This is a genomic window from Bradyrhizobium liaoningense (assembly GCF_018130955.1).
Taxonomy (GTDB): domain Bacteria; phylum Pseudomonadota; class Alphaproteobacteria; order Rhizobiales; family Xanthobacteraceae; genus Bradyrhizobium; species Bradyrhizobium liaoningense_C.
Genome location: NZ_JAFCJM010000008.1, coordinates 104,483 through 121,351, shown reverse-complemented (window position 1 = coordinate 121,351; position 16,869 = coordinate 104,483). Strand labels below are relative to the sequence as shown.

15 protein-coding genes are annotated in these 16,869 nt (G+C 64.7%); 5 read left to right on the top strand and 10 right to left on the bottom strand.

Annotated elements, in window-relative coordinates; translation table 11 throughout:
• Positions 1-92: 92 nt before the first annotated feature.
• On the top strand, positions 93-1,010 hold the full coding sequence (locus tag JQ632_RS09350; RefSeq protein WP_212402007.1) for a sulfite exporter TauE/SafE family protein: 918 nt from the start codon (positions 93-95) through the stop codon (positions 1,008-1,010).
• Positions 1,010-1,780, top strand: coding sequence for a TIGR02186 family protein (locus JQ632_RS09345; protein WP_212402094.1), 771 nt, complete (start codon positions 1,010-1,012; stop codon positions 1,778-1,780). Before JQ632_RS09350 ends, JQ632_RS09345 begins: the two co-directional genes overlap by 1 nt.
• 82 nt (positions 1,781-1,862) lie before the next feature.
• Here the strand turns inward: JQ632_RS09345 and JQ632_RS09340 are convergent, their stop codons facing one another.
• Positions 1,863-2,768: a DMT family transporter gene (locus JQ632_RS09340; protein WP_212402006.1), complete on the bottom strand. Its 906-nt coding sequence runs from the start codon at positions 2,766-2,768 to the stop codon at positions 1,863-1,865.
• A 95-nt stretch (positions 2,769-2,863) separates the two neighbouring features.
• Between JQ632_RS09340 and JQ632_RS09335 the strand changes: the two genes are divergently transcribed.
• On the top strand, positions 2,864-3,727 hold the full coding sequence (locus JQ632_RS09335) for a LysR family transcriptional regulator (protein ID WP_212402005.1): 864 nt from the start codon (positions 2,864-2,866) through the stop codon (positions 3,725-3,727).
• Here the strand turns inward: JQ632_RS09335 and pdeM are convergent.
• The 3 genes from pdeM to JQ632_RS09320 form a co-directional block, all read right to left on the bottom strand.
• Complete coding sequence (pdeM, locus tag JQ632_RS09330) at positions 3,724-4,422, bottom strand: ligase-associated DNA damage response endonuclease PdeM (protein WP_212402004.1); 699 nt, start codon at positions 4,420-4,422, stop codon at positions 3,724-3,726. The two genes, JQ632_RS09335 and pdeM, sit on opposite strands and share 4 nt — an antisense overlap.
• A 69-nt stretch (positions 4,423-4,491) precedes the next feature.
• A complete protein-coding gene (locus JQ632_RS09325; RefSeq protein ID WP_212402003.1) occupies positions 4,492-7,053 on the bottom strand; it encodes a ligase-associated DNA damage response DEXH box helicase in 2,562 nt (853 codons plus the stop codon).
• 237 nt (positions 7,054-7,290) lie between these two features.
• The gene (locus JQ632_RS09320; RefSeq protein WP_212402002.1) at positions 7,291-8,463 is read right to left on the bottom strand and encodes an ABC transporter substrate-binding protein; all 1,173 of its coding nucleotides are present in this window, start codon (positions 8,461-8,463) and stop codon (positions 7,291-7,293) included.
• 300 nt (positions 8,464-8,763) lie between these two features.
• Between JQ632_RS09320 and JQ632_RS09315 the strand changes: the two genes are divergently transcribed.
• Positions 8,764-10,029 (top strand): NAD(P)/FAD-dependent oxidoreductase, encoded by a 1,266-nt coding sequence (locus JQ632_RS09315; RefSeq protein ID WP_212402001.1) that lies wholly within the window; start codon positions 8,764-8,766, stop codon positions 10,027-10,029.
• Positions 10,030-10,295: 266 nt separating this feature from the next.
• Here the strand turns inward: JQ632_RS09315 and JQ632_RS09310 are convergent, their stop codons facing one another.
• From JQ632_RS09310 to JQ632_RS09300, 3 genes are read right to left on the bottom strand one after another with little or no spacing between them, the layout of a single operon-like run.
• The gene (locus JQ632_RS09310) at positions 10,296-11,507 is read right to left on the bottom strand and encodes an ABC transporter substrate-binding protein (protein WP_212402000.1); all 1,212 of its coding nucleotides are present in this window, start codon (positions 11,505-11,507) and stop codon (positions 10,296-10,298) included.
• A 60-nt stretch (positions 11,508-11,567) separates the two neighbouring features.
• Complete coding sequence (locus JQ632_RS09305) at positions 11,568-11,891, bottom strand: 2Fe-2S iron-sulfur cluster-binding protein (RefSeq protein WP_212401999.1); 324 nt, start codon at positions 11,889-11,891, stop codon at positions 11,568-11,570.
• A 10-nt stretch (positions 11,892-11,901) separates the two neighbouring features.
• Positions 11,902-13,113: a cytochrome P450 gene (locus JQ632_RS09300; protein WP_212401998.1), complete on the bottom strand. Its 1,212-nt coding sequence runs from the start codon at positions 13,111-13,113 to the stop codon at positions 11,902-11,904.
• 83 nt (positions 13,114-13,196) lie between these two features.
• Here JQ632_RS09300 and JQ632_RS09295 point away from each other — a divergent pair, with 83 nt between their 5' ends.
• Positions 13,197-13,703 carry a MarR family winged helix-turn-helix transcriptional regulator gene (locus tag JQ632_RS09295; RefSeq protein WP_212401997.1) on the top strand — a complete coding sequence of 169 codons (507 nt, stop codon included), beginning with the start codon at positions 13,197-13,199 and terminating at the stop codon, positions 13,701-13,703.
• 320 nt (positions 13,704-14,023) lie between these two features.
• Here the strand turns inward: JQ632_RS09295 and JQ632_RS09290 are convergent, their stop codons facing one another.
• The 3 genes from JQ632_RS09290 to JQ632_RS09280 all read right to left on the bottom strand — a co-directional run bounded on the left by JQ632_RS09290 (position 14,024) and on the right by JQ632_RS09280 (position 16,789).
• On the bottom strand, positions 14,024-14,800 hold the full coding sequence (locus JQ632_RS09290; RefSeq protein ID WP_212401996.1) for a cyclase family protein: 777 nt from the start codon (positions 14,798-14,800) through the stop codon (positions 14,024-14,026).
• A 24-nt stretch (positions 14,801-14,824) separates the two neighbouring features.
• Positions 14,825-16,051 carry an MFS transporter gene (locus JQ632_RS09285; protein ID WP_212401995.1) on the bottom strand — a complete coding sequence of 409 codons (1,227 nt, stop codon included), beginning with the start codon at positions 16,049-16,051 and terminating at the stop codon, positions 14,825-14,827.
• Positions 16,052-16,129: 78 nt separating this feature from the next.
• Positions 16,130-16,789: a GntR family transcriptional regulator gene (locus JQ632_RS09280; RefSeq protein WP_312015589.1), complete on the bottom strand. Its 660-nt coding sequence runs from the start codon at positions 16,787-16,789 to the stop codon at positions 16,130-16,132.
• Positions 16,790-16,869: the final 80 nt, after the last annotated feature.

Here is a 16,869-nt window from a genome sequence, read left to right as displayed (position 1 = left end):
GATCTTTTCGGAGAACCGCGTCACACTTTGCGCTAACGCGGCCCTCCGGGTCCGGATCCTGCTCGAGAACCGCCTCGCCGGAACCCGAACGAATGCAGCTCTACCTTCCCGTCGCTGATATTCCGGTCAACATCCTCCTGGTGCTCGCGATGGGCGCCGCGGTCGGCTTCGTCTCCGGCATGTTCGGGATCGGCGGCGGCTTCCTGATGACGCCGCTCTTGATCTTCATCGGCATCACGCCGGCGGTGGCGGTCGCCTCCGTCGCAAGCCACATCGCGGCTTCGTCCTTCTCCGGCGCGATCTCGTATTGGCGACGGCGCGCGATCGATCCGGCGCTCGCAACCGTATTATTATGCGGCGGTGTATCCGGGACGGCGCTCGGTGTGTGGACGTTCACGCAGCTCCGCGCGCTCGGCCAACTCGACCTGATGATCGCGCTGTCCTACGTCGTGCTGCTGTCCACGGTCGGCGGCCTGATGTTCTGGGAAGGCCTGCGCGCGATGATGCGGACGCGGCGCGGCGCGATTCCGCCCCGCCGCACCCATTACTGGATTCACGCGCTGCCGCTGAAGATGCGGTTCAAGCGATCAAAAATCTATCTCTCTGTCATCCCGATCGTGGTGGTCGGGCTCGTGATCGGCTTCATCGGCGCCATCATGGGGATCGGCGGCGCCTTCATCCTGGTCCCGGTCATGATCTACATGCTGCGCGTGCCGACCTCGACGGTGATCGGCACGTCGATGATCCTGACGCTGGTCACCATGCTGGTTGCGACCATGCTGCATGCGGTGACCAATCACCTGGTCGACGCCGTGCTGGCGCTGATCCTGATGATCGGCGGCGTCACCGGCGCGCAGTTCGGGGCACGCGCGGGCCAAAAGATCCGCGGCGAGCAATTGCGCCTGCTGCTGGGCTTCCTGATCCTCTGCGTCGGCATCCGTTTCGCGGTCGAGCTCGTGATCCGGCCCGAAGAACTCTTCACGATCCGCGAGACCGGGGTGGGCAGATGATGCTGCGCGCGCTGATCGCTGCCTGTCTCCTGCTCCTGCTCGGCACTGCCGCGCGGGCCGAGCGGCTGATCGTCTCGGTTTCCAATCACCGCGTCACGGTGACGCCGAATTATTCCGGCGAGGAGCTCGTGCTGTTCGGCTCGGTGGAGAAGGATTCCTCGACGCCGGCCGACCGCACCGCCTACGATCTCGTGGTGACCGTGATCGGCCCGCGCGCCGACATGGTGACGCGGCGCAAGGAGCGCACCTTCGGGATCTGGATCAACACCGACTACCGGCAGTTTTTGCAGGTGCCGAGCTATCTCGCGCTGTTCGCCAACCGCCCGTTCGAGGAGATCACCTCGCCCGAGATCGCGCGGCGGCAGCAGATCGGGCTCAACAACGTGCTGCTGACCCAACGCGTCAGCGGCGATTATGCCGACGTGGTGCCGAACGACGTCTTCCGCTCGGCCTTCATCCGGCTGCGCACCCAGCACGGCCTCTATCGCGAGGACGGCACCGCGGTGACGTTTTTGACGCCGACCCTGTTCCGCACCGGCATCCCGCTGCCGGCCGAAGTGCCGATCGGCACCTACCAGGTCGAGATCAAGCTGTTCGCGGGTGGCGCGCTCGTGACCAAGACCGAAACCGCGTTCGAGATCGTCAAGGTCGGCTTCGAGCAGTTCGTCGCGACCAGCGCGCGGCAGAACGGTTTTGTCTACGGCCTGGTGACGGCGGCGATGGCGCTGATGACGGGCTGGCTGGCGTCGATCGTGTTCAGGAAGGATTGAGGTCCGTCGTCCCGGCGAAGGCCGGGACGACGTTGGGGGAGCAGTTCACTTCGCTGCGCTCGCAATGACGATGTGGTGACAGTTACGCCCTCGCCGGCCGCGTCACCAGATAGATCCCAAGCGCGACTGGAATGATCCCGAGCAAATCGCGCGCCTCGACGTGCTCGCCGAGCACGAGGAAGGCGAACAGCATGCCGAGCGGCGGCATCAGGAAATGATAGCTGCTCGCAACAGTGGCGCCGCACACCTTCAGGAGATGGAACCAGAGCAGGTAAGCGAGGATCGAACCGCCCAGCACCAGGAACGCGAAGGCACCGATCAGGCCTGGTGTGAACTGGATCGCGTGGACGTCGGAGAAGGTCAGTGCAACGGGCGTCAGCACGATGCCGGCCGCCATGTTCTGGATGCCGTTGCCGAGCCACAGCGAACCTTTCGGTGCGAACAGCTTGAACAAAATGGTGCCGACGACGATGGAGGCGAGCGATGCCAGCGTGAACACGATGCCGTGAAAACTGTCCGTACCAACCGACAGGCGATGCCAGACGATGAAGGTGACGCCGACGACGCCGAGCAAGAGGCCGCTCGCCTTGCGCCAGGTCATGCCTTCGCCGAGGAACAGCGCGGCCAGCGCCGCCGTGAACACCGGATTGGCCGACACGACCAGACCGCCGAGACCCGCGGAGACCGATTGCAGGCCAGTGTAGCCGAGCCCGAGATAGAGCGCGTTGTTGGCGATGCCGAGCACCGCGAACATCGCGGCGTCTCGCCAGCTTATCGCCCATCCATCACGCTGAAACGCGGAGATGCCCAGGATCAAAATGCCAGCGAGCGAAAAGCGCGCGGCGAGCAGGATCAGCGGCGGGCAATGGGTGACGCCGATCTTGCCGGCGACGAAGGCAAAACTCCAGAGCAGACAGAACAGGCCGATGTAAAACGGCAGCGGGTTGAAGCGCGTGCGGGGGACGGCGATCGAAGGCGCGAGCGACATGACAATTCTCCTGACTCTCGATCTAGGAGCGCGCCTTGCCATTTGGAAATTAAATGATTAACTTCTGATCAGTGGATTTTCCAATGGAGGCCGCCATGCTCGATCTGGAGCTCCTGCGCAGCTTCGTCTCGGTGGTCGATGCCGGCGGCTTCACCCGCGCTGGCGAGCGCGTCCATCGGACCCAGTCGACCGTAAGTCAGCAGATCAAGCGGCTGGAAGAGGATGTCGGCCAGGTGCTGCTGCATCGTGACGGCAAGGACGTGCGCCCGACCGAGGCGGGCGAGCGGCTGCTCTCCTACGCGCGGCGACTGCTGTCGCTCGCGGAAGAAGCGCGCGACGTGCTGCAACAGCCCGGCAGCGAAGGCGCTGTCAGACTCGGCATTCCCGAGGACTTTGCCGCCTATCGGCTGGCGAAACTTTTGGGCGCATTCTCGCGCTCGCATCCCGGCCTGCGGCTCGACGTGCGCGCCGACCAGAGCAAGCATCTCAAGCGCGATCTCGAACGCGGCGAGCTCGATCTCGCGCTGTTCAAGCGCGGGGCCGGCGAGAGCGGCGCGATCGCGGTGTGGCCCGAACGTGTGCATTGGGTCACCAGCAAGAGCCATCCGATCCAGGCTAACGTCACATCCGTGCCGCTGATCGGATTTCCGCTCGGCTGTCTCTATCGCGCCGGCGCCATCCATGCGCTGGAGAGCGCCGGTCGCCCCTGGCACATGGCCTACACGTCATCGAGCCTTTCGGGCATCCAGGCCGCGGTCGCCGCCGGCATGGGCCTGAGCATCTTGTCCGAGATGGCGATCCTGGCCGATCACCGCGTGCTGACGGCGAAGGACGGTTTTGCGCCGATCAACAAGACGGAAGTGGCGCTGATGGCCGCGCCCGGCGCGAGCCCGGCGACGCTGCGGCTCGCGGATAGGCTGGCCGAGTTTTGCGACAATGTGCAGGCGAAGGCGGCTTAAGAACACCGCGACGCGGCAATCGCGTGGACCCGGCGGTCGCCGAGCAGATGCGCCGTGAAGTGGCGCGCGCCAAAAATTTTCGCGAAGGCGGCGTCGCGGATGCTGAGGCCGCCGGCATAGGCGCCGAAAGCAGGCATGATCGCGCGCTCGCCGTCGGAAGCAAAGCAGCGCCGCTCCATCGAGCGGCCGCGCGCGGAAACACGCGCCTTTGGATGGAGATGGCCGGCGATCTCGCCGGCCGCGCCGGTCGGCTCGTGACGGAAGGTGATCGGACCGACCATGACTTCATCCGCAATCGTGCCGCCGAGATCGCGCGGCAACGCGGGATCGTGATTGCCGGAAATCCAGATCCAGTCGCGGCCGGACTGAAGGGCGGATACCGCATCACGATCATCGTCCGAGAGCCGCTCATGCGCGGTGCGATCGTGAAAGGAGTCGCCGAGCGCGATCACGACACGCGGATCATGCCGGGCGATCACGGCGGCGAGCCGGCTGAGCGTCGCCACCGTATCGAACGGCGGCAGCAACACGCCGCGCATGGCGAAGCTGGAACCTTTTTCCAGATGCAGGTCGGAGACGACGAGCAGGCGCTCTTCTTCCCAGACCAATGCGCCCGAGAGATCCGCGTGGAATGACACGCTGGCGACGTCCAGGGTGCGCGTAGAACTGATCGATAATGCCTCTTGCTCCGTCATGGCCGGGCTTGTCCCGGCCATGACGATGCGGAGAGAGTGGCGCGCCGTAAATTCATTCTCGCTGACAGTTTATCCCATCGCCTGCCGCACGAGCTCTTCGGCGGCTTCCACCAACAGCTCGTCGGATGCTTCGCCATAAACTGACTCGCGGCCGATTTCCAGCAGGGCGGGCACGGCGAGCGGGGAGACGTGATCGAGTTCCTTGTGGGTGATCCGGCCCCGGATGCGGGCGAGCATGTCCCCGAGCCGGCGGAGATCGAGCAGGCCGGTGGCAGCATCGGCGCGCGCGGCGCGCAGCAGCACGTGGTCGGCCTGGTGTTTGCGAAGGACGTCGTAGACGAGATCGGTCGAGAACAGCACCTGTCGCCGGCTCTTCTCCTCGCCGGTAAAGCGGCGCTCGATCAGGCCGGAGATGATCGCACAATTGCGAAACGTGCGCTTCATCAGCGCCGACTCCGCGAGCCAGGCTTCGAGATCGTCGCCGAGCATGTCCGGGCTGAACAGCGCGTCGAGATTGAGCTGGCCGTTGCGGATCATGAAGGAGGCATCGCCCAGGCCCCAGATCGCAACCGAATATTCGTTGGCGACGAAGCCGAGCGGCCGGGCGCGGGCGCGCTCGAGCCGGCGCGTGAGCAGCATGCCGAGCGTCTGGTGCGCGAGCCGCCCTTCGAAGGGATAGCAGATCAGGTAGTGCTTGTTGCCGCGCGGAAAGGTTTCGACCAGCAGCTCGCGCACCCCTGGCACGTGCGAGACATCCCTTTGCAGCGACAGCCAGTCGCGCACCTGCTCGGGCAGGCCGCGCCACGCGCGCCCGTCGTCGAGCAGCTTTCGCACGCGCTCGGCGAGGTAGGTCGAGAGCGGAAATTTGCCGCCCATATAGGACGGCACCTTTGGGTCCTTGTCATGCGCGCGGGAGACATAGACCTGATCTTCGGCCAGTGCCTCGTAGCGCACGACCTCGCCGCCGAACACAAAGGTGTCGCCGGGGCTGAGGCCTTCGATGAAGACTTCTTCGATCTCGCCGAGCACGCGGCCGCCGCGGGCGATCGCGCCGGTCGAGCCGGTCCCGGTGGAGCGCGAGCGCACCAGTCGCACTTTCAGCATCGTCTCCTCGACGATGGTCCCGACATTGAGGCGATAGCTCTGCCGCACGCGCGGATTGGCGACGCGAAAGCGCCCCTGCTTGTCCTGCTTGATGCGGGCAAAGCGCTCATAGGTTTTCAGCGCGTAGCCGCCGGTGGCGACGAAATCGACGACGTCGTCAAAATCGTTGCGCGCGAGATCGGCGTAAGGCGCGGCAGTGCGCACTTCGCGATAGAGCTCATCGGAGAGAAACGGCTCGCCGCAGGCGCAGCCGAGCACGTGCTGCGCCAGCACGTCGAGCGCCCCTAGCCGCAAGGGCGGCGTGTCCTGCGCATTCTCCGCGATCGCATCGATCGCAACGCGGCACTCCAGCACCTCGAAACGATTGGCCGGCACCAGCACCGCGCGCGAGGCTTCGTCAAAGCGATGGTTGGCCCGGCCGATCCGTTGCATCAGCCGCGAGGCGCCCTTTGGCGCGCCGATATTGATGACGAGATCGACATCGCCCCAGTCGACGCCGAGATCGAGCGAGGAGGTGCAGACGACGCCGCGCAGGCGACCCGCCGCCATGGCGTCCTCGACCTTGCGGCGCTGGGCGACATCGAGCGAGCCGTGATGCAGCGCGATGGCGAGGCCATCGTCGTTCATACGCCAGAGATCCTGGAACAGCATCTCGGCCTGGCTGCGGGTGTTGACGAAGACCAGCGTGGTCTTGTTCTCTTTGATCAGCTCGTAGACCTCGCTGAGCGCATGGCGCGCGGAGTGACCGGACCACGGCAGGCGCTCGCGCGTATCAAGCATCTCGACGACTGGCGGGGCCGCACCGCCCGCCGTGACGATGTCGGCCGACCGGGCCTGGCCGTCCGGCTGCGGCATCAGGAAGCGAGCGAGCTGCTCCGGCTCGGCGACCGTGGCGGACAATCCGATCGCGCGCATCTGCGGCGCCAGCCGCCACAGACGCGCAAGCCCAAGCGACAAGAGGTCGCCGCGCTTGGACGTGACCAGCGCATGCAGCTCGTCAAGCACGATGCGCTTCAGCGAGGAGAACAGGAACGGCCCGTCGTCGGAGGAGAGCAGCAGCGCAAGCTGCTCCGGCGTGGTGAGCAGAATGTCGGGCGGATAGCGGCGCTGGCGCTGCCGCCGCGACACCGGCGTGTCGCCGGTGCGGGTCTCGACCTTGATCGGTAGCCCCATCTCGGCGATGGGGCGCTCGAGGTTGCGCGCGATGTCGACGGCGAGCGCCTTCAGCGGCGAGATGTAGAGTGTGTGCAGCCCCCCGCTGCGCTGCACAGCGCGGCCGGTGGAGACGACGTTGCTCTTCTCGCTCCGGGGTGAAGACAGCTCCACCAAGGTCGGCAAGAAACCCGCCAGCGTCTTGCCGGCGCCGGTCGGCGCGATCAGCAGCGCGGAGCGATCCTCGCGCGCCTTTTCCAGCAGCGCCATCTGATGTTCGCGCGGCGACCAGCCGCGGCCCGCGAACCATCGCAGGAAGCGGTCGGGCAACAGCGCGGCCGGCTCGGCCGATACGGTGAGGATAGGGGGCGGCACGGCGTAACAGGTAAGCCGTGGCGGTGACTTCGTCGAGGGGGCGGGACTACCGCCAAGACCGCGGCGTCGGCGCCGTTTCACCTCTCCCCGCTTGCGGGGAGAGGTCGATCGCGAAGCGATCGGGTGAGGGGGACTCTCCGCGAGTCCAACTCTCACCGTGATTGCGGAAGCGGCCCCTCACCCCACCCTCTCCCCGTAAGAACGGGGAGAGGGAGAGGCGAGAGCGAGCCTAACCCCTCACTTCATCGGGCACTTGTCGGCAAAACGGTCCTGGTCGTTCTCGACGATGGTGGCGACCGTCTTCAGCGAGAGCTGGCCTTCGGCGTCCTTCACCACGTCCTGCAGATAGAAGTTCTGGATCGGGATGTGGTTGTTGCCGAACTTGAACGCGCCGCGCACCGACTTGAAGGTCGCCTTTTCCATCGCGGCCTTCATCGCATCCTTCTTGCTGGTGTCGCCATTGACGGCGACCACGGCGCTGTTGATGAGCTGGGCTGCATCATAGGACTGCGCGCCGTAGAAGCTCGGGCGCAGGCCGGTGTACTTCTTGCGATAGTCGGCGACGTAGCGCTTGTTCTCCTCGTTCGGCAGGTCGTTGACCCATTGCTGCGCCCCGGGGACCCCGAATGCGTTCTCCTTCTGCAACGGCAGCGTCGTTTCATCGATCGTGAAGGCGGTGTAGAGCGGCATCTGCTGCTTGAGGCCGGCCTGCGTATATTGGTTGAGGAACTGGACGCCGGCCGCGCCCGGATAGAACACGAAGATGGCTTCAGCACCGGACGCGCGGGCCTTCGACAGTTCGGCGGAGAAGTCGAGCTGGCTCGGCCAGACCGTATATTCCTCGCCCTTGACCTCGCCCTTGAAGGTGCTCTTCACGCCCGCCAGCATATCCTTGCCCGCGGCATAGTTCGGGCCGATCAGGAACACGTTCTTGATGCCCTTCTGGTTCATGTAGAGGCCCATGGCCTGCGGCGTCTGGTCGTTCTGCCAGGAGGTCGAGAACACGTAGGGCGAGCAGAGCTGGCCCGCGAGCTGCGACGGGCCGGCGTTGGCCGAGACCATCATGGTCTGCGAGTCCACCACGGTCTTGAGCGAGGCGAGCAGCACGTTGGACCAGATATAGCCGGCGATGAAATCGACCTTGTCGGACTGGATCAGTTTCTCGGTCTTCTGCTTGCCGATGTCGGGCTTCTGCCCGTCGTCCTCGTAGATCACCTCGACCGGCTTGCCGCCCATCTTGCGGCCGAGATGGTCGAGCGCGAGCTCGAACGAGTTGCGCATGTCGTTGCCGATCACAGCGGTCGGGCCGCTGAAGGTCGAGACGAAACCGATCTTGATCGTGTCGCCGGCGAAAGCCGGGCTTGCCAGCGCGAGCGCAGCCGCGCCCGCCAGCCAGAATGCCGTCCTCATAACCACTCCCCTCCTCATTATCGTTCCCTGGAGAGGGGCGACCGCCCGCCTCCGGATACCTGTTTAGGGCGCGAAATCGTGTGAGCCGTCAATGGCTCAGCTCCCATCCCTGCACCATAATTCGCCCCGATCGTTAATGGCAAGAATTATAGTTCTACTCACTTCGACGAGGGCTGCGGCGCTTTTTCGCGGCCCGTCGATACACGACGCCTATTCCTCCATTGATGACAGCTATTGGACCGAAGCCCCCTCTCCGCACTTAAATGCAGGGAGTCTGCATCAGAGCCGAGGGCCGCTTCCATGACCGCCAATCCCCACCACGTCGTCATTGTCGGAGCCGGCTTTGGCGGGCTGGAGACGACCTATCGGCTGGCAGGCGCGGATGTTGCGATCACGCTGATCGACCGCCGCAACCACCATCTGTTTCAGCCGCTGCTCTACCAGGTCGCGACCGCTTCGCTTGCGACCAGCGATATCGCCTGGCCGGTTCGCTATCTCATGCGCGACCGCTCGGAAGTGACGACTCTGTTTGCGACCGTGAGCGGCGTCGACGCGGCGAGGCGCGCGGTGCTGCTCGAAGACGGCAGCGAGGTGCCCTACGACACGCTCGTGCTCGCGACCGGCGCGCGCCACGCCTATTTCGGCCATGACGAGTGGGAAAAGTGGGCGCCCGGCCTGAAAACGCTGGAGGACGCCACCACGCTGCGCCGCCACATCCTGGTGGCCTTCGAGCGTGCCGAGCGCGAGACCGATCCGGCCCGTCGCGCCGCGCGGCTCACCTTCGTCATCGTCGGCGCGGGTCCTACCGGCGTCGAACTCGCCGGCACCATCGCGGAGATGGCGCACCACACGCTGCCGGGCGATTTCCGCAACATCGACACGCGAAAGGCGCGCGTGGTGCTGATCGAGGCGGGCCCGCGCGTGCTCGCGGGCTTTGCCGACGATCTCTCGGCCTATGCGAAGGCGTCGCTGGAAAAGATCGGCGTCGAGGTCGTGCTCGGCCAGGCCGTCACCGAGATCGATCGCGAAGGCGTCGTCTATGGCGGCCAGCGCCTGAACGCGAAGACCATGATCTGGGCGGCGGGCGTGCGCGCCTCACCCGCCGCCGAATGGCTGGGCGCACCGGCCGATCGTGCCGGGCGCGTCCAGGTCGCAGACGATCTCAGCATTCCCGGCCATCCCGAGATTTTTGCGATCGGCGATACCGTGATGATCAATGCGTGGAACGGCAAGCCGGTGCCCGGGATCGCGCCGGCGGCAAAGCAGCAGGGGCGCCATGTCGCCGAGACAATCAAGGCGCGGCTGCGCGGCGCAACCACCGGACCGTTCCGCTACAAGCACGCCGGAAGCCTCGCCCAGATCGGCAAGCGGCTCGCGGTGATCGATTTCGGCAAGGTGAAGCTGCGCGGCGCGATCGCGTGGTGGATCTGGGGCTTTGCCCACATCTACTTCCTGATCGGCCTGCGCCATCGCATGGCCGTGGCGCTGAGCTGGCTCTGGATCTACGTCCGCGACCAGCGCGCCGCGCGGCTGATCACGCAGGGCAGTAGCAAGGTGGTGGGGTGAGCTGCAAGCTCCCTCGTCCGTCATGGCCGGGCTTGTCCCGGCCATCCACGCGTTGCGGCTTGCACTGTCATTCCGGGATGGTCCGAAAGGACCAGACCTCAGATGCGCAATTGCGCATCGGGGAATCTCGAGATTCTCTGGTGCGCAATTGCGCACCATAGTTCGATGCTGCGCATCGCCCCGGAATGACGGAGCAATTGGAAACGCGTGGATGCCCGGTCAAGCCCGGGCATGACGGGCTTTCATTGACGCGCGCCGGCTCTATCTCACTTAACCAACGAACACCCACCCTCCGCCAGCGGGCGGAACGCCTGATCCGCCGGAATCGTCGAGACCAGCTTGTAGTAGTCGTACGGGTACTTCGCCTCCTCCGGCTTCTTCACCTCGAACAGATACATCGGATGCACGACGCGGCCGTCCTGGCGGATGGTGGTGTCGCCGAACAGCTTGTCTTGTCCCCTAAACTTCTTCATCTCCGGCACGACGTCCCTGGCATTGTCGCTGCCCGTGGCGGCGACCGCGTTGAGAAAAGCGAGCGTTGAGGCGTAGACGCCGGCCTGGTTGGCGCTCGGCATCTTGCCGTTCATGCCGGGACGCGCGGCAAAGCGTTTTGCGAAGGCGCGGGTGTCGTCGTTCGTGTCCCAGTAGAAGGCTTCCATGATCTGAAGGCCCTGCGCGACCTTCAGGCCCATGCCATGCACGTCGTTGATGAACAGCAGGAAGGCGACGAGCTTCTGGCCGCCTTGCGTGACACCGAACTCGGCCGCCTGCTTGACCGCGTTGATGGTGTCGCCGCCGGCATTGGCGAGCCCAATCACCTGCGCCTTCGAGCCCTGCGCCTGCAACAGGAAGGAAGCGAAGTCGGACGTGCCGAGCGGATGCTTTGACGAGCCGATCACCTTGCCTCCGTGCGCCTCGATGTACTTCTGCGCTTCCGTCTCGATGCCCTTGCCGAGCGCAAAGTCGACCGTGAGGAAATACCAGTCCTTGCCGCCGCGCGCGACCATCGCGGCCGCCGTGGTGTTGCCGGTCGCCCAGGTGTCGTTGACCCACTGAATGGTGTTGGGCGAGCAGGCTTTTCCGGTGAGATCGGAGCTGGCGGTGGAGGACGCCAGGAACGTCATGCGGCTGTCGCGCAAGAGCGTGTTGATGGAAAGGCCGACCGCCGAGTTCGGCACATCGACAATGCCATCGACGCCCTCGACATCGAGCCATTTTCGCGCGATCGCATTGCCGACGTCGGCCTTGTTCTGGTGATCGGCATAGACGATCTCGACCTTGATGTTCTTGCCGCCGCCGTTGAAATCCTCCGCGGCCATGCGCGCGGCTTCGACCGAGCCCATGCCGTTGGTGTCCTGAAAAATGCCGGAGATGTCGTTGAGCACGCCGACGCGCACGACATTATCGGAAATCTCGGCGCTCGCCGCGCCCGCCACAAGACTCGCGGCCAGCGCAAGCGTCCACTTCAGATGCTTCATCGTTCCCTCCTCATGATGTTGCCTCGCCGCCGGTCGTTGCCGGCGGCGTGTTCAGAGAATTCAGACCTGCCGGTCCGGCAGAAGCAGCACGAGCCCATCGAGCTCGGGCGTGATCTTGATCTGGCAGGACAGCCGGCTCGTCGGCCGCCGTTCGGCGGCCACGCCATCGAGCAGCGCGTCCTCGTCGTCGGCCATGTCAGGCAGGCGGGCGAGCCAGCCATGGTCGACATAGACGTGGCAGGTCGCGCACATCGCGTTGCCGCCGCATTCGGCCAAAATGCCGTCGAGGCCGTAGCGGGTGGCGGCCTGCATCGCGCTGTCGCCGTCGCTTGTTTCGACGCGGTCACTCTTGCCGTCGGGGTGGATGAAGGTGATGGCTGGCATCAAATCCTCGTCAGGCCGGAGTGATTGACACCGGCAGGCTGTCGAGCCCACGCAGCGTGTTGTTGAAGCGGCGCTTTGGCTCGCCGGTGATCTCGATTCTCTCGATGCGGCGCGCCATTGCCGACAGCATCACCTCGCCTTCGAGCCGCGCGACGAGCTGGCCGACGCACATGTGGATGCCCGAGCCGAAGCCGACATGGCCTGACGTGCGGCGGGTGATGTCGTAGCTGTCGGGCTTGTCCCAGCGGCGGGGATCGCGGTTGGCCGCAGCGAGGAACATCAGCACCTTCTCGCCCTCACCGATCTTGGCGCCGCCGAGCTCGACGTCGCGGGTCGTGGTTCGGAAGAAGGTCTGCACCGGGCTTTCGAACCGCACCGCTTCCTCGAACGCGTTACGCGCGAGCGTCGGGTCCTTGCGGAGAAGCCGCCACTGATCGGGAAAGCGCGCGAGGCAATAGATAGCGGCGCCGATGCCGTTAACGGTGGTGTCGAGGCCGGCCGAGAGCAGCGAGCGCACTAGGAGCGGCGCTTCGGTTGCTGTGATCGCGCCCTCGCCGACCTGGGCATGGATGCAGGCACCAAAACCGCCCGCCGCAAGGTTCTCGCGCTGGCACTGCGCGGCAACATAGGCCTGGTGCGGGGCCGAGCGCTCGATCGCCTCCTGGCGCAACTGGTTGGGCGGGCCGAACGCGTTGAACACGACGCTGGCATAGGGAATGAGGTGCTCGCGGCCTTCCGGCTTCAGCCCGAGCGCGTCGGGGAAGATCGAGAGCGGGTAGGCTTCGGCGAGATCCGCGATCGCATCGAAACTGCGCATCGCGAGCAGCGCATCGACCCGCTCCTCGGCCGCGGCGGCAAAGCGGTCGCGCACCTGCTTCATCGCGGTCGGCGACAGCACTTTTGCGAGCACCGCGCGGGTGCGGGTGTGCGCGGGCGGATCGGCCTCCAGGATCAGGCTCGGCGGCCGCCACGGCGTCTCCTTCTTGAAGTCGCTCAAGCCCACGCCCCGGCTGGAGCAGAAGGTGGCGGGGTCGTTCAGCACGGCATGGACCTCGGCATAGCGCGCCACGCCATAGACCTTCCATCTGTCGAGATAGACGACGGGGCCCGCTTCCCGCAGCACCTCATGCGCGGGATAGGGGTCGGCAAAGAACTCCATCGCGAAGGGATCGACGTCGAGATGGGGGATGGCTGATGACGCTGGGGAGCCGGATGCAGTCATGAAAGTCCTCCCTCATTTTGATCTTGTGAAAGGCGACCGCTTGCCCTTAGGTCTTCGGGCACGCTACGAGCCAAACATCCATCATGACCCCGCCCTCGACCAAAGCCCGACACAAGCAAGCGACCGCCGAGGCGGGGCCGACGCTCGACCTCGAGCGCTACGTCCCGGCCTTCATCACCTTCATCGCCAACAAGCTGTCGAACAGCGCGACCGCGTTCTATCAGCGCGAGTTCGGCGTCAACGTCACGGAATGGCGGATCATGTCGCTGCTGGCGATCGAGCCGGGCATCCCGGCCTCGCGCATCTGCTTGGTCATCGGTTTCGACAAGGGCCCGGTGAGCCGGACTCTCGCAGGCCTGGAGAATCGTGGCCTGGTCGCGATCCGCAGCGATCCCAAGGACGGCCGCACCCATTCGATCTCGCTGACCGCCAAGGGCCGCGCCACCCATGACAAGGTGATCGTCGCCGCCTTCGAGCGCGAGCGCCGCCTGCTGTCGTGCCTCAGCAAGGACGAGCAGGAAGTGCTGATCGACCTGTTGCGCCGGCTGCACGAAAATCTCGGCGCGGTGACCGACAGCACCTACACCTGACGCGGCGCGTCCGGCACGCTTCGTGCTGCTTTCTCCGGGCATGCGCCGGCGTTTGCCGGCGGCACTTCTCCTGCCGAACACGCGTCCTCCCTGAACCGATGCGGCAGTTTTTCTGGCCGTCGTTGTCGTCAGGAGGCATTCGCACAGATTAGTTGCTTAGGCAACAAAAATCTCAGAACTATATTGCGGCAGCGCTGTTGGCCTGTTTCGAGGCGCGACAGTCCCCTAGAGCGCGATGAGATCAGGTTGAATCGTTATCGCGCTCCAGCTCTTTGTTTGAGCATGATCTTTCCGGAAAACCGCTGCGCACTTTTCCGGCTCTAGCCGTCCAGAATCGCGACCGCGCGAGTCCAGCCGGCCGATGCGCGCGCAATCTTGACCGGAAAGCACGACACGGTGAATCCGGTCGAAGGCAGCAGCTCGAGATTGTGCAGCTTCTCCAGGTGGCAATAACCGATGTGCCGGCCTGCCTTGTGCCCTTCCCAGATCAACGAAGCGTCCTTGGTCTCCGCGTATCTCTTCGCAGTGAAGACAAAGGGGACGTCCCAGCTCCAGGCGTCCGTTCCGGTCAGCCGCACGCCGCGCTCCAACAGGTACATCGTCGCTTCATAGCCGAGGCCGCAGCCGGAATTGACATAGTCAGGCCCGCCGAACTTGGCCCCTGCACTGGTGTTGACGACGACGATCTCAAGAGGCTTCAGCGTATGGCCGATACGCTTGAGCTCGTCTTCGACGTCCTTGGCGGTCGCCAAATAGCCATCCGGCAGGTGCCGGAAATCGAGCTTCACGCCTGGCTGCATGCACCAGTCCAGCGGCACTTCGTCGATCGTCAACGCACGCGCGCCCCGATCCATCGTCGGGTGAAAATGCCAGGGCGCATCAAGATGGGTGCCGTTGTGGGTCGATAGCGTCACGTGCTCGACCGCCCAGCCCTGCCCCTCGGGCAGATCCTTCGCCGTCAGTCCCGCAAAGAACTGCAACATGCCCGGCAGGCTCTGCTGGTGATCGATGTATTGGATGGACGGCTGGTAGCCCGGTGGGTCGGCGGGCACGTCGTTCTGCAACGGCACCGAGATATCGATTAATCGTCTGACCATGTGCTTCAGCTCATAGGGTTCGCATTACTGACTTCGCTCGCGCGTGGGGAAGCGCGGCAGCGTGCTCATGGCCAGCGCTCCGAACACGAGACATATCGCCATCAGCCAGAGAGCGGTCTGATAGCTCTTGTTGAGGTCGAACAGGTGTCCCGTGACAGCCGGCCCGAGCGCTGCGCCGATGCTGAAGAGCGAGTAGGCCAAACCATAGAGAAAGCCGTAATTGCTCATTCCGAAGTAGCGAGCGGTCAGGTAGGCGATGAGATCGATCTCCGCGCCGAGCGCAAAGCCGACCAGGAAAGCTGCGAGCGGAGCGGTTTGTGCGCCCCCAATGTTCAGGAGCACGCATCCCCCGGCGGTGATCAGGAACACCAGGCCTGCAACGTGCGGCGCAAAGAAGCGGTCAATCGTCCATCCGATCAGGACGCGACCGATGATGACGCCGACGCCGATCAATGACGCGATCGCGACGGCTTTCGGCACCGGAAGGCCTGCGTCCCGCAACAGCGGAATCATGTGGATCACCATCCCGGATACCGCGGCGGCAACCGCGAGGAAACCGATCGAGATCGTCCAGAAGACCCTGGATCTCAGCGCCTCAGAGCGACCAATACCTTCCGCTGCCTTGGTCGCCGGCCGGGCCGCGCCTTCCAGCCCCCTGAAACCGAAATACACCAATGGCCATGCGATCATCGCGAGCACGGCCATGACGATGAAGCCCGAACGCCATCCCAGCAACGCGATTTGCGTGGCCAGCAACGGGGGCAAGGCCAGGGCGGCGATCCCGGTCCCGGCCAGCACGATGCCGAGAGCCAACCCGCGCGACGCGTTGAAGTTTCCATTCACAATCCGGGTGTAGACCACCGGCGTCGTTCCGCTGCCCAGGCACCCGGCCGCGAAAAACGAGGCGTAGAAGACGGCGATTGAACCATTCAGGCGGGCAAGGCTGATGAGGCTGAGAACCAACAGCGGGATCGACGCCAGCGCAACGATGCGCGCGCCGAACCGGTCAATCAGCGATCCGACGATCGGTCCCGCGACCACGAATCCCGCGGTCACGTAGATCAAGGCCCCCGAAATCTGCCCGCGGCTCCAGCCGAACTCCTGCTGCAACGGCTCGAAGAAGACGCCGATGCTGTAAAACAAGAGAGACGCCGAGCCAACGCCGATCCCGATCAGCGCCACAACCAAAATCGACCAGCCGCGGCTGATCTCGTCCTTCCATAGCTCGACCCGGCTTTCGATCGCACTCACGCGGTCCTCCCTTTCCCTTGGTTTTTCCTCGCGCTCCCTGCTGTTGTTCTTGTCTGAGCGCAGATGCCGTACTTTGATCTAGTCGGGCATAGCCCCGTAGATGTCGTGATAGGTTCGCTGGAGATGAGCGGTGAGCTTTGTCACCGCCGCATTGGCTGAGCGCGACAGCACGACATTGGCGAGTTCCTCGTGCTCTGCGACGAACTCGTCGGCGACGATTGCATTCGAGAGCATCAGGTTGCGATACCGGGAAGCCTGGTCGTAGAGCTGGCTTGCCAATCCGACGGTTCGGGGCGACGTGCACGCCGCGATCAAGGCGGCATGAAAGGATTTGTGGACCCGATCTAGCTCGGGCGAGTTCTTCAGAAGCCTGGATCGACCCGCGACGCGCTTGAGCTGGTGCAGGCACGAGACGATTTCACCCTCCCACTTCGCGTCACCCTTGCGGATCGACTGCCGCAGCGCCGCCACCTCGAGCACAATTCGCGTCGACGTGATGTCGGCCAGATCCTGGCCGCTCAGGGGCGCAACGCGGAATCCGCGCTGCCCCACTGCAACGACGAGCCCCCTGGAAACCAGCCGCGACAGAGCCTCCCGGGCCGGCGTCTGGCTGATGCCGTATTCCGCCGCGATCTCCGCGATCTTGAGCTTTGCGTCCGGCCGCAGCTCGCCCTTGACGATTGCAACTTCCAGCGCCGCTTCGGCGCGCTCGGTCAGAGTGGTGCTTTCCAGGTCCACGGATCCGCCTTTGGCGATTTCTAGAAATGGCCGCATTGACAGTTTCGTATATTTTACATCATAAAATATATTTTTCAAGA

Bases quoted from the DNA above. Each gene is read 5' to 3' on its own strand.
- JQ632_RS09305 (WP_212401999.1), bottom strand. From the start codon at position 11,891: ATGCCAGCCATCACCTTCATCCACCCCGACGGCAAGAGTGACCGCGTC.
- pdeM (WP_212402004.1), bottom strand. From the start codon at position 4,422: ATGACGGAGCAAGAGGCATTATCGATCAGTTCTACGCGCACCCTGGAC.
- JQ632_RS09335 (WP_212402005.1), top strand. From the start codon at position 2,864: ATGCTCGATCTGGAGCTCCTGCGCAGCTTCGTCTCGGTGGTCGATGCC.
- JQ632_RS09315 (WP_212402001.1), top strand. From the start codon at position 8,764: ATGACCGCCAATCCCCACCACGTCGTCATTGTCGGAGCCGGCTTTGGC.
- JQ632_RS09340 (WP_212402006.1), bottom strand. From the start codon at position 2,768: ATGTCGCTCGCGCCTTCGATCGCCGTCCCCCGCACGCGCTTCAACCCG.
- JQ632_RS09310 (WP_212402000.1), bottom strand. From the start codon at position 11,507: ATGAAGCATCTGAAGTGGACGCTTGCGCTGGCCGCGAGTCTTGTGGCG.
- JQ632_RS09300 (WP_212401998.1), bottom strand. From the start codon at position 13,113: ATGACTGCATCCGGCTCCCCAGCGTCATCAGCCATCCCCCATCTCGAC.
- JQ632_RS09345 (WP_212402094.1), top strand. From the start codon at position 1,010: ATGCTGCGCGCGCTGATCGCTGCCTGTCTCCTGCTCCTGCTCGGCACT.
- JQ632_RS09295 (WP_212401997.1), top strand. From the start codon at position 13,197: ATGACCCCGCCCTCGACCAAAGCCCGACACAAGCAAGCGACCGCCGAG.
- JQ632_RS09320 (WP_212402002.1), bottom strand. From the start codon at position 8,463: ATGAGGACGGCATTCTGGCTGGCGGGCGCGGCTGCGCTCGCGCTGGCA.
- JQ632_RS09350 (WP_212402007.1), top strand. From the start codon at position 93: ATGCAGCTCTACCTTCCCGTCGCTGATATTCCGGTCAACATCCTCCTG.
- JQ632_RS09290 (WP_212401996.1), bottom strand. From the start codon at position 14,800: ATGGTCAGACGATTAATCGATATCTCGGTGCCGTTGCAGAACGACGTG.